General features: G+C 68.5%; 12 protein-coding genes and 1 pseudogene. 2 read left to right on the plus strand and 11 right to left on the minus strand.

Going from position 1 to position 13,171, the window contains the following annotated elements; all coding sequences use genetic code 11:
• Positions 1–95 precede the first annotated feature (95 nt).
• Together rpmG and rpmB are read right to left on the minus strand one after the other, a co-directional pair.
• Complete coding sequence (gene rpmG / locus C1930_RS19645; protein WP_170272460.1) at positions 96–263, minus strand: 50S ribosomal protein L33; 168 nt, start codon at positions 261–263, stop codon at positions 96–98.
• 10 nt (positions 264–273) lie between these two features.
• On the minus strand, positions 274–510 hold the full coding sequence (gene rpmB, locus C1930_RS19650) for a 50S ribosomal protein L28 (protein WP_005411638.1): 237 nt from the start codon (positions 508–510) through the stop codon (positions 274–276).
• Between the two features lie 282 nt (positions 511–792).
• On the opposite strand from rpmB, the gene C1930_RS19655 reads away from it, so the two are divergent.
• Positions 793–2,043, plus strand: coding sequence for a glycosyltransferase (locus C1930_RS19655; protein WP_108772467.1), 1,251 nt, complete (start codon positions 793–795; stop codon positions 2,041–2,043).
• A gap of 18 nt (positions 2,044–2,061) precedes the next feature.
• On the opposite strand, the gene dnaQ is transcribed toward C1930_RS19655, so the two are convergent.
• Positions 2,062–2,571 carry a DNA polymerase III subunit epsilon gene (gene dnaQ / locus C1930_RS19660; protein WP_108772468.1) on the minus strand — a complete coding sequence of 170 codons (510 nt, stop codon included), beginning with the start codon at positions 2,569–2,571 and terminating at the stop codon, positions 2,062–2,064.
• 146 nt (positions 2,572–2,717) lie between these two features.
• The gene (locus C1930_RS19665) at positions 2,718–3,611 is read right to left on the minus strand and encodes a LysR family transcriptional regulator (RefSeq protein WP_108772469.1); all 894 of its coding nucleotides are present in this window, start codon (positions 3,609–3,611) and stop codon (positions 2,718–2,720) included.
• Positions 3,612–3,720: 109 nt separating this feature from the next.
• Between C1930_RS19665 and C1930_RS19670 the strand changes: the two genes are divergently transcribed.
• On the plus strand, positions 3,721–4,110 hold the full coding sequence (locus C1930_RS19670) for a RidA family protein (RefSeq protein WP_108772470.1): 390 nt from the start codon (positions 3,721–3,723) through the stop codon (positions 4,108–4,110).
• A gap of 48 nt (positions 4,111–4,158) precedes the next feature.
• Here C1930_RS19670 and C1930_RS19675 read toward each other — a convergent pair whose 3' ends face one another.
• The 7 genes and pseudogenes from C1930_RS19675 to C1930_RS19705 all read right to left on the minus strand — a co-directional run bounded on the left by C1930_RS19675 (position 4,159) and on the right by C1930_RS19705 (position 13,148).
• A complete protein-coding gene (locus C1930_RS19675) occupies positions 4,159–7,326 on the minus strand; it encodes a CusA/CzcA family heavy metal efflux RND transporter (protein ID WP_199912441.1) in 3,168 nt (1,055 codons plus the stop codon).
• A 19-nt stretch (positions 7,327–7,345) separates the two neighbouring features.
• A pseudogene (locus tag C1930_RS19680) lies at positions 7,346–8,158 on the minus strand (efflux RND transporter periplasmic adaptor subunit); the annotation flags it as partial.
• 155 nt (positions 8,159–8,313) lie between these two features.
• Positions 8,314–9,585, minus strand: a complete 1,272-nt coding sequence (locus C1930_RS19685) for a TolC family protein (RefSeq protein WP_108772471.1) — start codon at positions 9,583–9,585, stop codon at positions 8,314–8,316.
• Positions 9,586–9,643: 58 nt separating this feature from the next.
• On the minus strand, positions 9,644–10,021 hold the full coding sequence (locus tag C1930_RS19690) for a hypothetical protein (RefSeq protein ID WP_234412705.1): 378 nt from the start codon (positions 10,019–10,021) through the stop codon (positions 9,644–9,646).
• Positions 10,022–10,143: 122 nt separating this feature from the next.
• Entirely contained in the window at positions 10,144–11,916 is a 1,773-nt protein-coding gene (locus C1930_RS19695) for a DUF885 family protein (RefSeq protein ID WP_108772472.1), read from the minus strand.
• A gap of 168 nt (positions 11,917–12,084) precedes the next feature.
• Positions 12,085–12,426, minus strand: a complete 342-nt coding sequence (locus C1930_RS19700) for a lipid-A-disaccharide synthase N-terminal domain-containing protein (protein ID WP_108757547.1) — start codon at positions 12,424–12,426, stop codon at positions 12,085–12,087.
• Entirely contained in the window at positions 12,426–13,148 is a 723-nt protein-coding gene (locus C1930_RS19705) for a glycosyltransferase family 2 protein (protein WP_108754613.1), read from the minus strand. The genes C1930_RS19700 and C1930_RS19705 overlap by 1 nt, the downstream gene beginning before the upstream one ends.
• Positions 13,149–13,171: the final 23 nt, after the last annotated feature.

The following is a 13,171-nucleotide window of genomic DNA, read 5'->3' on the forward strand; positions in this document are numbered from 1 at the left end:
CCTACCGGGCGGGGTGAGCACCTGCCGGGCGCCGGGCATGAAAAAACCCGCCACAAGGGCGGGTTTTTCCGGAGGCGATCAGCAACCCTTGCGGATTACTTGATCTTGCCTTCCTTGTACGGGACGTGCTTGCGCACGACCGGATCGTACTTGGAGAATTCCATCTTCCCCGGGGTGTTCTTTTTGTTCTTGTCGGTCGTGTAGAAGTGACCGGTACCGGCGGTCGAAATCATACGGACCTTATCGCGCTTGCCTGCCATGATCGTCTACTCCTCAGACCTTTTCGCCGCGCGCACGCAGCTCAGCCAGAACGGAATCGATGCCGTTCTTGTCGATGGTGCGCAGTGCATGCGCGGAAACACGAAGCTTCACCCAGCGGTTTTCGCTGGCAACCCAGAAGCGGCGCTCGTGCAGGTTGGGCAGGAAACGACGACGGGTCTTGTTGTTGGCGTGCGAGACGTTGTTACCCGTCTGCACTCGCTTGCCGGAAACCTGGCATACGCGGGACATTGCGCACCTCGATAGTTAATTTTGTCAGCCCGTAGCCCGGGAGACGGCGGCCTCGGTGGTTACCCACCACACATCAAGAGAATCAAAGGGTTACGCTGGCGTTGGGCGGCCGGGGACGTGCTCCCGGGGGTGCCGCCCGGTACGAAACCGGACACAGCGAGCCGCGCATTATGCAGGCTTTCAATCACTTGCGCAAGTTGTCCACAGGGCGAAGGCTGAACGTGGCACGCCGTGTTCATGCCGGGTCTGACCATACTGGCGGCCCCTCCCGCGAGCCCTTCCATGCGACTGCTGGCCCTGACCTATGGCACCGAAGGCGACACCCGGCCGCTGGTGATGCTGTGCCACGGGCTGCGCCAGGCGGGCCATGAGGTGATGCTGCTGGCCGAACAGGGCACGCTGGCCACTGCGCGCGACCTCGGCGTGCCGCACGCGGCGCTGCAGGGCGACATCCACGATGAGGTGGTGGCCCTGGTGGCACGCGGCAACAACCTGGCTGCCGCCTCGCGCGGTCTGGCGCGGATGGCCGGCCGCCACGTGCCGGCCTGGATGGCGCAGGCCGATGCGGCCGCCGCAGGCTGCGACGCCATACTGACGGGGGGTCTGGCCGCCCTGGTGGGCTTGAGCGTGGCCGAACGGCACGACCTGCCAGCCATCGGCACCGGCATGATTCCGCTCACCCCGACGCGGGCCTTTGCATCCCCCTTCCTGCCGCCGCTGCCGCTGCCCGGGTTCCTGCGCCGGGCCAGCTACGGGCTGGTCAACCAGGCGGTGTGGCGCACGTTCCGCAAGCCGATCAACGTGGCGCGCGCCGCACTGGGGCAAGCCCCGCGCCGCACGCTGTGGACCGGCCTGCCAATGCTGTACGGCATTTCCCCGCAACTGCTGCCGCCGCCGCCGGACTGGCCGGCCGACCACGTGGTGTGCGGGCAATGGCGGATGCCGGAGCAACCGTGGTTGCCGCCGCCAGACCTGCAGGCCTTCCTGGATGCCGGTCCGCCACCGGTGTACCTGGGCTTCGGCAGCATGACCGGCTTCGACCGCGAGCGCGTGCTGCCGGCGTTGCTGCAGGCCCTGGCACCGCGCCGCGTGCTGCTGTTTCCCGGCTGGGCGGGCCTGCCTGCAGGCGACCTGCCGGCGAACGTGTTCGTCGTTGGCCCGACACCGCATGAAGCGTTGTTCCCGCGCTGCGCGCTGGCCATCCATCACGGTGGCAGCGGCACCACGCATTCGGCCTGCCGCGCAGGTATTCCTTCATTGGTGATGCCTTTCGCCGCCGATCAGTTCTTCTGGGCGCGGCGTCTGCAGGCGCTCGGTGTTGCGCCAGCACCACTGTCGCCGAAGCGCTTGCATGCGGCCACGCTGGCGACGGCCATCGCGTTCGCCGAAGACCCGGAAACGCGCGCACGTGCGGTTGCACTGGGTGCAGCGATGGCCAGCGAAGATGGCGTGGCCACCGGTGTGGCGATGATCGAACGGTTGGCACGGCTTCCCGATGGGGTCGGATCCCGCGTCGACAGACGCGGGCTCTGACCCCTGCTGCGGGCCAAGTCAACGCAGGTGTGGAATCACCTGTGCCAGCAGATGTGCATCCTTCAGCGCGCCGTGCAGGCCGCGCTCGCCGGGAATGCCCAGGCGTTGCAGCAGGTCATCCAGCTTGTTGGGCTGCCCCGGCCAGCGCTGCTGGGCGATCTTCAGGCTGCAGGTCACGCTGCAATGGTGGGCCAGGGCCACCGTGTGGCCGGCCAGGCGAAGTTCATGGTCCAGGAAGCCGACGTCGAACGTGGCGTTATGGGCCACCAGTTCACTGCCACGCAGAAATTCAAGCAGTTCGACCGCCTTGTTGGAGAACAACGGCTTGCCGACCAGCATGGCGTCGCTGATGCCGTGCACACGTTGTGCGAAAGGATCCACGCGACGTTGTGGCTGCAGGAACGTGTGGAACTGGCGACCCGTGATTCGTCCGTCGATCATTTCCACCGCACCGATTTCGATGATGCGATGGCCCTGCTTGTGCGACAGGCCGGTGGTTTCGGTGTCCAGTGCAACGATACGACTCATGTGGCAATCCATTTCCTTTGTGGCGTGCCGGAAATGGTCGCACGAACGTTGACGCCATCGACCTAGGAACAGTTGCAAAACTTTGCGGCCGGGAGGCTGTAGCGCCGAGCAGAAGCGGTCGAGCAACGCTCGACGCTGCAAAGGCATTACCCCAGCACCTCCACCACCCAATCGATGAACACCCGCAGGCGCTGGCTCATGTGCCGGTTCGGCGGGAACATCACGTGCATCGGCATGGCCGGCAGCTGCCAGTCCTGCAGCACCGGTTGCAGTTCGCCGCGCGCCACATGCGGCTGCGCCATGTAGCTGGGCAGTGCGACCACGCCCAGTCCGGCCACAGCGGCCGCCAGATAGGCGTTGCCATCATCGAAGCCCACCGTGTAACGGCCCTGCACCTCCATGCGCTCATCGCCACGGCGGGCGCTGAACACCCGCGCGCGACCGCTGCGCGGGCTGAGGAAGCCGACCACGTGATGGTCCGGTCCTTCCAGTGCGCGCGGGTGGTCGGGCGCGCCGAAGCGCTGCAGGTAGGCAACGCTGGCGTAGAAGCCAAGCGGCAGGCTGGCCAGCGGCCGTGCGACCAGCGCCGGGTCGGCCGGCGTGCCGCCGCGGATCACGCAGTCCACGTTGTCGGCGATGACATCCACTTCGCGGTCGCTCACTCCGATGTCCAGCTGGATCTCCGGGTAGCGTGCGTGGAAATCTGCCAGCGCCGGCACCAGCCGCAGTCGTGCGTAGGGCCCCGGCACGTCGATGCGCAGGCGCCCGCGCGGCTGGCTGGCGGCTTCGCCCAGGCCGCCTTCCACCGCCTCCAGCTCGGCCAGCAGGCGGGCGATGCGCGGGTAGTACGCCGCGCCATCGGCGGTGGTGCTGACACGCCGGGTGGTGCGGTTGAGCAGGCGCAGGCGCAGGTGCGCTTCCAGCTGCTGCACCAGCTGGGTGACCGTGGTGCGGCTGATCTGCAGGGTGTGCGCGGCGCGGGTGAAGCTGCCGGTTTCCACCACCCGGGCGAAGGCCCGCATTGCCTCGAATCGGTCCATGGGCGGCCCGCAATTGTTTGGGATCGACAATCAATCTAGGCCGATTATCGCGGTTTATCCAGACAGCTTTGGCGAGGAGGATGGCCCTCTCTTCCACGGGATAGTCCCCATGTCACAGCGTGATGTCGTGTTCCCCGCCGGTCGCCAGGCCCTCTACGAGCGCAACCGCTACTCGCCGGCCATCCGATCCAACGGCTTCCTGTTCGTCTCCGGCCAGGTCGGCAGCCGCGAAGACGGCTCGCCCGAGCCGGACTTCGAGACCCAGGTGCGCCGCGCCTTCGACAACCTCAATGCGGTGCTGGCAGCCGCCGGCTGCACGTTCGACGATGTGATCGACGCGACGGTGTTTCTGGTCGATCCGGAAAAGAATTTCGAGAAGGCCTGGGCCATCGTGCCCGAATACTGGGGCCAGGCGCCGCACCCGACCCTGACCGGCATCGGCGTGACCTGGCTGTATGGGTTCCAGTTCGAGATCAAGGTGATTGCGAAGCTGCCGTAAGTGGATGGGGTCAGAGCCCTTCCTGCGGAAGGGATCTGACCCCTCCGGTCAGGGCTCGCGGCGGTGCAGCCAGCGGTACAGCACGGGCAGCACCAGCAGGGTCAGCAGCGTGGACGAGACGATGCCACCGATCACCACGGTGGCCAGGGGCCGTTGCACTTCCGATCCCGCACCGACATTGAAGGCCATCGGCACGAAGCCCAGCGAAGCGACGAGGGCGGTCATCAGCACCGGGCGCAGGCGCCCCAGCGCGCCTTCGCGTACCGCATCCAGCAGGGGCAGGCCCTGCTCGCGCAGGTGGCGCACGAAGCTGATCATCACCAGGCCGTTGAGCACGGCCACGCCCGACAGGGCGATGAAGCCGACGCCGGCCGAGATCGACAGCGGCAGGCCACGCAACGCCAGCGCCAGGACGCCGCCGGTCAGCGCCAGCGGCACGCCGCTGAACACGATGGCCGCATCACGCACCGATCCGAACGCCCAGAACAGCAGCACGAAGATCAGCAGCAGCGTGACCGGCACCACCACCGCCAGGCGCTGGCTGGCCGAGATCAGCTGCTGGAAGCTGCCGCCGTAGTCGATCCAGTAGCCGGCCGGCAGTTCCACCCTGCCCTGCACCGCCTGCTGCAGGTCCGCCACGAAACTGCCCAGGTCACGATCGCGCACGTTGGCGGTGACCACGATGCGGCGCTTGCCGTTGTCGCGGTTGATCTGGTTCGGGCCTTCGCTGGTTTCGATGCGGGCCAGTTCGCGCAGCGGCACGGTGCGCGGTGCACCGCTGCCCGCGGCCACGCCTCGGCTCAGTTCGTCGCCGTTGTCGCTGGCCAGCGCCGGCTCCAGCGAAATGGGCAGATCGGCCAAGGCCGCCGGGTCCTGGCGCAGGGCTTCGGGCAGGCGCACCACGATGTCGAAGCGGCGGTCACCTTCGAACAGCTGCCCGGCCACCTGCCCACCCACGGCGGTGGCCACGGTGGACTGCACCTGGCCCGGGTTCAAGCCATAGCCGGCCAGCCGCTGCCGATCCGGCAGCACGGTCAGCAGCGGCAGGCCGGTGGTCTCTTCCAGCCGCACATCGGCCGCACCCGGTACCGCTGCGACCACGCGCTGCAGGCGCTGGCCGACGTTGCGCAGGGTGTCCAGGTCATCGCCGTACAGCATCACCGCCACATCGGCACGCACGCCGGAAATCAGCTCGTTCATGCGCATCTGGATCGGCTGGGTGAACTCGTAGTTGTTGCCGGGCAGCGATTCCACCGTGCGCTCCAGCTCGGCCAGCAGCGTTGCGCGCGGCTTGCGCGGGTCGGGCCATTGGCTGCGGGGCTTCATCATGATGAAGGTGTCGGCCACCGAGGGCGGCATCGGGTCGGACGCCACTTCCGGCGTGCCGATCTTGGAAAACACCTTGGCCACTTCCGGCACCTGCAGCAGGCGGCGTTCAATCTGCACCTGCATCTGCACTGACTGCGCCAGGCTGGTGCCGGGAATGCGCATGGCATGCATGGCCACATCGCCTTCGTCCAGGCTGGGCACGAATTCGCTGCCCAGCCGCGTGGCCAGGGCGCCGCAGCCCAGCACCAGCACCAGGGCGCCCACGGCGACCCAGCGGCCGCGGCGCAGGGTGAACGCCAACAGCGGCTGGTAGCGCCGCCGCAGCCAGGCCATCAGCCGGTTCTCCTTTTCCTGCACGCGGCCGCCGAGGAACAGCGCGATGGCAGCCGGCACGAAGGTCAGGCACAACAGCATGGCGCCGGTCAGTGCCAGCACCACCGTGATCGCCATCGGGTGGAACATTTTCCCTTCCACGCCGGTAAGCGCGAAGATCGGCAGGTACACCGCGGTGATGATGCCCAGGCCGAACAGGCTGGGGCGGATCACTTCGGCGGTGGCGCTGGCGGTTTCGGCAAAGCGTTCGGCCACGGTCATGTCGCGGCCCAGCGCATGCTGGCGTTCGCCGAAGCGGCGCAGGCAGTTCTCGATGATGATGACCGCGCCATCGACGATCAGGCCGAAGTCGAGTGCGCCCAGGCTCATCAGGTTGGCCGACACGCCGCCACGGGCCATGCCGGTGAGGGTGAACAGCATGGCCAGCGGAATGACCGCCGCGGTGATCAACGCGGCACGCACGTTGCCCAGCAGCAGGAACAGCACCACGATCACCAGCAGCGCACCTTCCAGCAGATTGCGCGCCACGGTCTGGATGGTGCGGTCGACCAGCGCGGTGCGGTCGTAGCTGGCGGTAACGGTAACTCCCGCAGGCAGGCTGGCCTGCGCCTGCTGCAGGCGAGCGGCCGCGGCCTGCGCGACCTCGCGACTGTTGGCACCGACCAGCATCACCACGGTGCCCATCACCACTTCATGGCCATTCTGGGTGGCCGCGCCGCTGCGCAGTTCCGGGCCGTCGGCCACGCTGGCCACGTCGTGCACGTGGATCGGCACGCCTTCGCGGCGGTCCAGCACGATGTTGCCGATCTCCTGCAGATCGGCCACCTGGCCGGGAATGCGCACCAGGAACTGCTGGCCATTGCGTTCGATGTAGCCGGCACCGACGTTCTGGTTGTTGGCCTGCACGGCTTCGGCCACGTCGTCCAGGCTGAAGCCCAGCGCGCGCAGTCGCGCCGGATCCGGGGTGATGTGCACCTGGCGCTGGAAACCACCGATGGTGTTGACCTCGGTCACGCCCGGCACGTTGCGCAGCTGTGGCCGGATCACCCAGTCCTGCAGGGTGCGCAGATCGGTGGCGGTGTAGGCCGTGCCGTCGGGCTTGCGCGCCTTGGGATCGGCGTCGATGGTGTACATGAAGATCTCGCCCAGGCCGGTGGCAATCGGCCCCAGCTGCGGGTCCAGCCCGGCCGGAATCTGCGAGCGCACCTGCTGCAGGCGTTCGGCCACCTGCTGGCGGGCGAAATAAAGGTCGGTGCCGTCCTTGAACACCACGGTGACCTGCGAAAGGCCGTAGCGCGACAGCGAACGCACGTGGTCCAGCTTCGGCAGGCCGGCCATCGCCGTTTCCACCGCGTAGGTGATGCGCTGTTCGCTTTCCAGTGGCGAATAGCCGGGCGCGGCGGTGTTCACCTGCACCTGCACGTTGGTGATGTCCGGGGTGGCGTCGATCGGCAGCCGGGTGAAACTCCAGATACCGACCGCCACCAGCACCAGGGTCAGGCCCAGCATCAGCCAGCGGCGCTGGATGGCTGCGGCGATGATGCGTTCCAGCAGCCCGTGGCGGGCGTTGGGGTCAGTGCTCATGGCTGGCACCCGCCTTGCCGATGTCGGCCTTCACCGTGTAGCTCTGCTGCACCACCACCTGCTCGCCGGCACGCAGCCCGGCGCTGACCGCCACCTGCTGCGCATCGCGTGCGCCCAGGGTGACCGGTCGCGCGGTATAGGTGTCGCCCTCGCGCACGAACACCACGTCCTTGCCGTCCAGGGTCTGCAACGCGCTGAGCGGCACCACGATATCGGCCGGCGTGCTGGCCACCACGATGCGCGCGCGCACCGCCGCACCTGGCCGCCACAGGCCATCGGCATTGTCCACGCTGGCGCGCGCCACGGTGCTCTGGCTGGCGGTGGCGGTGCCGGGCAGCACGCGTTCCAGCGTGGTGACCTGGCTGACGCCATCGGTCATGCGGGTGACGGTAACCGGCACGCCGGCGGTGATGTGCTGGGTATCGGCACCGAAGATATGCAGGTCCACCCACAGCTGCGACAGATCGCCGATCTCGAACAGCACCTGGCCCTCGCCCGCCATGGCGCCCACCTGCACCTGCCGCGACAGCACCACGCCGCTGATCGGCGCGGCCACGCTGTAGGTGGTCAGGCTGAGGTTGCTGTCGATGCTGGCCAACGGCTGGCCGGCGCGCACGCGGTCGCCCACGTTCGCACGCAGCGCGCGCACCGGGCCGGGGAAGCGTGCGGTGACCTGTGCGCTGCGCCCATCGACCGGGGCCAGCAGGCCCTGCACGTCGTGTTCGTCGGCGATGGTGCCGGCGCCCACTGCGGCACTGACGATGCCCGCCTCGGCCGCCTGCGCGGCGGTGATGGTAGTGCGCTCGGGCGCATCGTCGGCATGCGCGGCTTCGCCTTCGGCGTGGTCGTGGTCATCGTCCGCAGGCGACGCGGCCTGCGGGCCGCCGTTGCCACAGGCGCTCAGCGCGGCCAGCAGCGCGGCCACGGTGGCCAGACGGATCAGCGAGGTGACAGCCTTCATGGCAGGGTTCCTTCAGCAGAGGGGGCCAGCAGCGGTTGTCCGCTCAGGCGCTGGATTTCGATCAGGGCGGACTGTGCCGACAGCGCGGCATCCAACTGCCGCTGCCGCGCTTCGATGCGCATGGCCTGCAGCTGGGCCCATTCCAGGTAGCTGATGGCACCGGCGCGCCAGGCGGTTTCGGCGGCCGTTTCGGCTTTCTGCAGTTGCGGCAGCACGTCGCGCTGCATGCGCTGCACTTCCAGCCGGGCGGTTTCGTAGCGGCCGTGCGCCTCGGCCAGGGTGGCGTACAGCTGCAGCGCGCGGGCCTCGCGTTCGACCGCGCTCAGGGCCAGTTCGGCTTCTGCGGCGCGGATCTCCGGGACCGCACGGCGCGCACTGCCCAGCGCCATGCTGAAGCCGGCCAGCAGGGCGCTGTCGCCGCTGTCACGCATGTGGCGCACGCCCAGCTGCCAGGACAGGTCACTGCGCTGCTGGCTGCGCGCCAACTGCAGCTGCGCCTCGCGCACGCGTGCTTCGGTGGCGATCACCGCCAGTTCCGGCGTGCGCTGCAGCAGCTGCGCCAGTTGCTGGAAGTCCTGCAGGGCGGGCAGCTGCAAGGGGTCGCCGGTGATGGCGTCGAAATCCACTTCGCGCGCGTTCCACAGCGCCGCCAGCGCCATGCGCGCAGCGCGTGCCGCCTGCACGCTGCGGTCGCGGTCCAGTTCGGCCTGGGCCAGTGCCGCCTGCGCGGTCAGCAGCGTGGACGCCGGCGAGGCACCGGCCTGCAGGCGCAAACGTGCGGCGGCCACCGCGCGGCGGCGCTGCTCGATATCGTCCACGGCGATGCGGCGCTGCTGTTCGGCCGCGCTGATGGCCAGGTAGCGGCGCGCGGTTTCGGCCAGCAGATCCAGGCGGGTGATCTCGCGCTGCGGGGCCAGCGCGTCCAGGTTGGCCTGGGCCACGGCACGACGCGCGTCCAGCTTGCCGCCGCGTTCCAGCACGCCGGCCAGGGTGACGGTGGCTTCGGCGGCATCGAAGCCGCGGGTGCTGCCGGTGCCCAGCACGTTCTCCAGCTCCACGCCGAGCACCAGCGCCGGAGTGAGGGCGGCGCCGTCCAGGCGGGCTTCGGCGGCCTGGCGCTGCAGGGTGGGCAGGCGCAGGTCGGGATGGGTACGGGCGACACGGTCGACGGCCGCGTCCAGGGTCAGGGGGTCAAGCGACGACGGCGCCTGCGCATGCACGCACGGCGCGATCGCCAGGGCCGCGACAGCGGCCAGGCGGATCCACATGGGAATACTCCGGAAATCTCAGGACAGGATCGGAAGCCCGCGCACGGCGGGCGATGGATCAGGCCTGGATCGGAGGACGCAGCAGCGATTCCAGCGGCGCCGGGCGGCCGTCGGTGTCGATGGTGGTCGGCGCGGCGGCCGACGGCGGCAGCGGCAGTTCCCAGCTGGCCAATGCGAACGGCAGGACGCCGCCCTGGCCGTGGCAGTGCCCGCAATGCACCAGCGCGTGCAGCAGGCGTGCGCTGGTGTCGTCCGGATCGTGCCCGGCATCGAGCCCGGCGGCATCGTGCGGCGCCGCCGGATGGTCCAGATGCGACATCTCGTGCAGCTCGCCCAGTGCCGACGCCGTGGCGCCGCCCACGCTGCCGATCGCCACCACCACCAGCATCAGCAGGCGGAGCAGGAACGACGGGCGGCGGCGCACGAAGCGGATCATGCCGGGAGGGTAGCGGGCGTTGCAGCCGTTACACAATCGCAGCCGCCGCTCGCCGGGCATGGCCCGGCGCTACCCCTGCGTGCCTTCCGGTAGCGCCAGGCCATGCCCGGCGGCGTGACCGGTCAGGCCTTCCGGCGTTCGGCGATATACGCCTGGATCTGCTGTTCCAGCACCGGCAGCGGCACCGAACCCTGCTTCAGCACGGCGTCGTGGAAGCCCTTGATGTCGAACTTGTCGCCCAGCTCCTTCTCGGCCTGGGCACGCAGGCGCACGATCGCGATTTCACCCAGCTTGTAGCTCAGCGCCTGGCCCGGCCAGGAAATGTAGCGATCCACTTCGGTGGTCACTTCGTGCTCGCTCAGCGCGGTGTGGTCGCGCAGATAGGCCAGCGCCTGGTCGCGCGTCCAGCCCTTGCTGTGTACGCCGGTGTCGATGACCAGGCGCGCGGCGCGCCACATTTCGTAGGTCAGGCGCCCGAAATCCTCGTAGGGGGTTTCGTAGATGCCCATTTCCACGCCCAGCTTCTCGCAGTACAGCGCCCAGCCTTCGCCGTAGGCCGAGATGTAGGCATTGCGGCGGAACTCGGGCTGTTCGCCCTGCTCGGCCGCCAGCGCGCCCTGCAGGGCGTGGCCCGGGTCGGATTCGTGCAGGGTGAGCGCGGGCAGGTTGTACAGCGGGCGCGACGGCAGATCGTAGGTGTTCACCCAGTAGGTGCCCATGCCACCGCGACCCGCGGTCCAGAACGGAGCGATATCCGGCGGCACCGGCACGATGGTGAAGCGGGCGCGCGGCAGGGTCATGAACTTGCCGATCTGGCCGTCGGCACGCTTGGAGATCCATGCGGCGCGCGACAGCAGCTCTTCCGGGGTCTTGGCGTAGAACTGCGGGTCGGTGCGCAGGAAGGTGAGGAAATCGGCGAAGCTGCCCTTGAACTGCACCTGCTTGATGATGGCGTTCATTTCCTGCTGGATGCGGGCCACTTCTTCCAGGCCGATCCGGTGGATCTGGTCGGGCGTCAGATCCAGCGTGGTGTACTCGTGGATCTGCTGCTTGTAGTACGCCTTGCCGCCCGGCATCGCTTCGGCGGCCAGGGTGGTGCGGGCCTGCGGCACGTATTCGTTCACGAAGAAGGTGCGCAGCTGCTGGAACGCCGGCACCACCTTGCCGCCGATCGCCGCCACCGCCTGCTCGCGCAGCGCGGCCTGTTCGGCGGCCGGAATGCTGTTGGGCAGCTTCTTGAACGGCGCGTACAGCGGCGACTGGGTCGGGTCCTTCAGTTCGGCCACGGTGGCGATGGACACTTCGCGGCCATCGAGCACCGCGCGCGGCACGCTGAAGCCGCGCTTCAGGCCGGCGCGCATGTTGTCGGTCTGCTGGCCGAAGTAGCGCGGCACATCGTTCAGGCGGGCGATGTAGTTGCGGTAGTCCTGCGCGGTCTTCATCTCGCGCCGGGCCATGAAGGACAGGTTGGACCAGAACGAGGAATCGGAATTGAACGGCATTTCGTAGCCGCGCAGGCGGGTTTCCTCGGCCAGGTTGAACACCTGGTCGCGATAGATCGCGTAGTTCACCTGGTTGGCCGCGCTGAGCGTGGCCGGGTCGATCTTCTTCAGGTCGGCCAGGGTCTGGTCCCAGACCTTCAGCCGGCCCTGCTGGGCGGCGGCACTGACGTCGGGCAGGCGGGTGGCATTGGCCGGTGCATCGCCGTCTTCGCTGGCTTCACCACCGCCGTCCTGGCGCCACTTCCATTCTTTCTCGTAGATCGCGCGGAACGCCGCGTCGGCGGGCGATTCGGCGGCCATGCTGGCCGGTGCAGCGGCAGCGGGCGGCGCGGCCAGGGCAACGGCCGGCGCGGCCAGGGCGATCAGCAGGGCAACGGCAAGACGGGTTTTCACAAGCACAGGTTCCCGGGAAGGCAGACCCCGATGATCGCACCGCCAGCCCCGTGCAGGCATGGGACGAAGGTCCTGCCTGATGAGTAGATCCACGCCATGCGTGGATGCGCCGGGGATCCTGACGGGGGTCAGAGCCCTTTCCTGCGGAAAGGGATCCGACCCCGGCCCTCAATGGCTGGCTTTGTCGCGCTTCCAGCCGCGGTGCTTGATGTCCAGGTGCAGGCTGTACAGCGCGGTGAACGCCGGGAACAGGTTCTGCAGCACGCCCACCGAATCCTGCTTGGCCGAAAACAGGAAGTAGCTGAGCGTCATCAGGCTGCCGACCACGCTCATGTACCAGAACAGGCGCGGGATGACCGGCTTGCCCGCCCGCTTGGAAGCCACGAACTGCACCAGCCAGCGGCCGCCGAACATCAGCGCGCCGGTGTAGCCGATCAGCTTCCAGCCGGTCACGTGCAGGCCGGTCCAGTACAGCCAGGTCAGCGGTTGGTCCAGCCAGTGCAGTTCCATCAACGCTCCTCCACCGCAGTGCGCTTGCTGCGGGTGATCAGCCACGCCACGCCGCGCAGGTCGCGGATGCCGACCAGCGCGCGGCCCAGGTTGTTGTACTTGGAAACCCCAGCGGTGCGGTGGCGATGGTTCACCGGCACGCTGGTGGTCTTCCAGCCTGCCCGCTGCATCAGCGCCGGCAGGTAGCGGTGCATGTGGTCGAAGTACGGCAGGTCGAGGAAGGCGGCGCGTTCGAACAGCTTGATGCCGCAGCCGGTATCGGGGGTGTCGTCGCGCAGCATGCGCGCGCGGATGGCGTTGGCCCAGCGGCTGGCCCAGCGCTTGCTGCCGCTGTCCTGGCGGTTCACCCGCCAGCCGGCGAACAGTTTCACCTGCGCATCGGCGGCGGCGCGGGCGGCCAGCAGCTTGGGAATATCGGCCGGATCGTTCTGGCCATCACCATCCAGGGTGGCGATCCACGGCGCGCGCGCATGCTTCACCCCGGTGCGCACGGCGGTGCTCTGCCCGCTCTGGCTGACATGGTGCAGCACCCGCAGTTCCGGGGTGGTGGCCTTCAGACCCTGCAGCACGGCCAAGGTGTCGTCGCGCGAATGGTCGTCGATGTAGACGATCTCGAACGGCAGATGGCCGCGCAGGGCGGCAGTGATCTCGGCCACCAGCGGGGCGACATTGTCGCGCTCGTTGAACACCGGAACGACAACGGAAAGCTCAGGTTGGCTCATGGGGCACTCGGCCAAGAGGGAAA

The organism is Stenotrophomonas sp. SAU14A_NAIMI4_8, from assembly GCF_003086695.1.
Taxonomy (GTDB): Bacteria; Pseudomonadota; Gammaproteobacteria; order Xanthomonadales; family Xanthomonadaceae; genus Stenotrophomonas.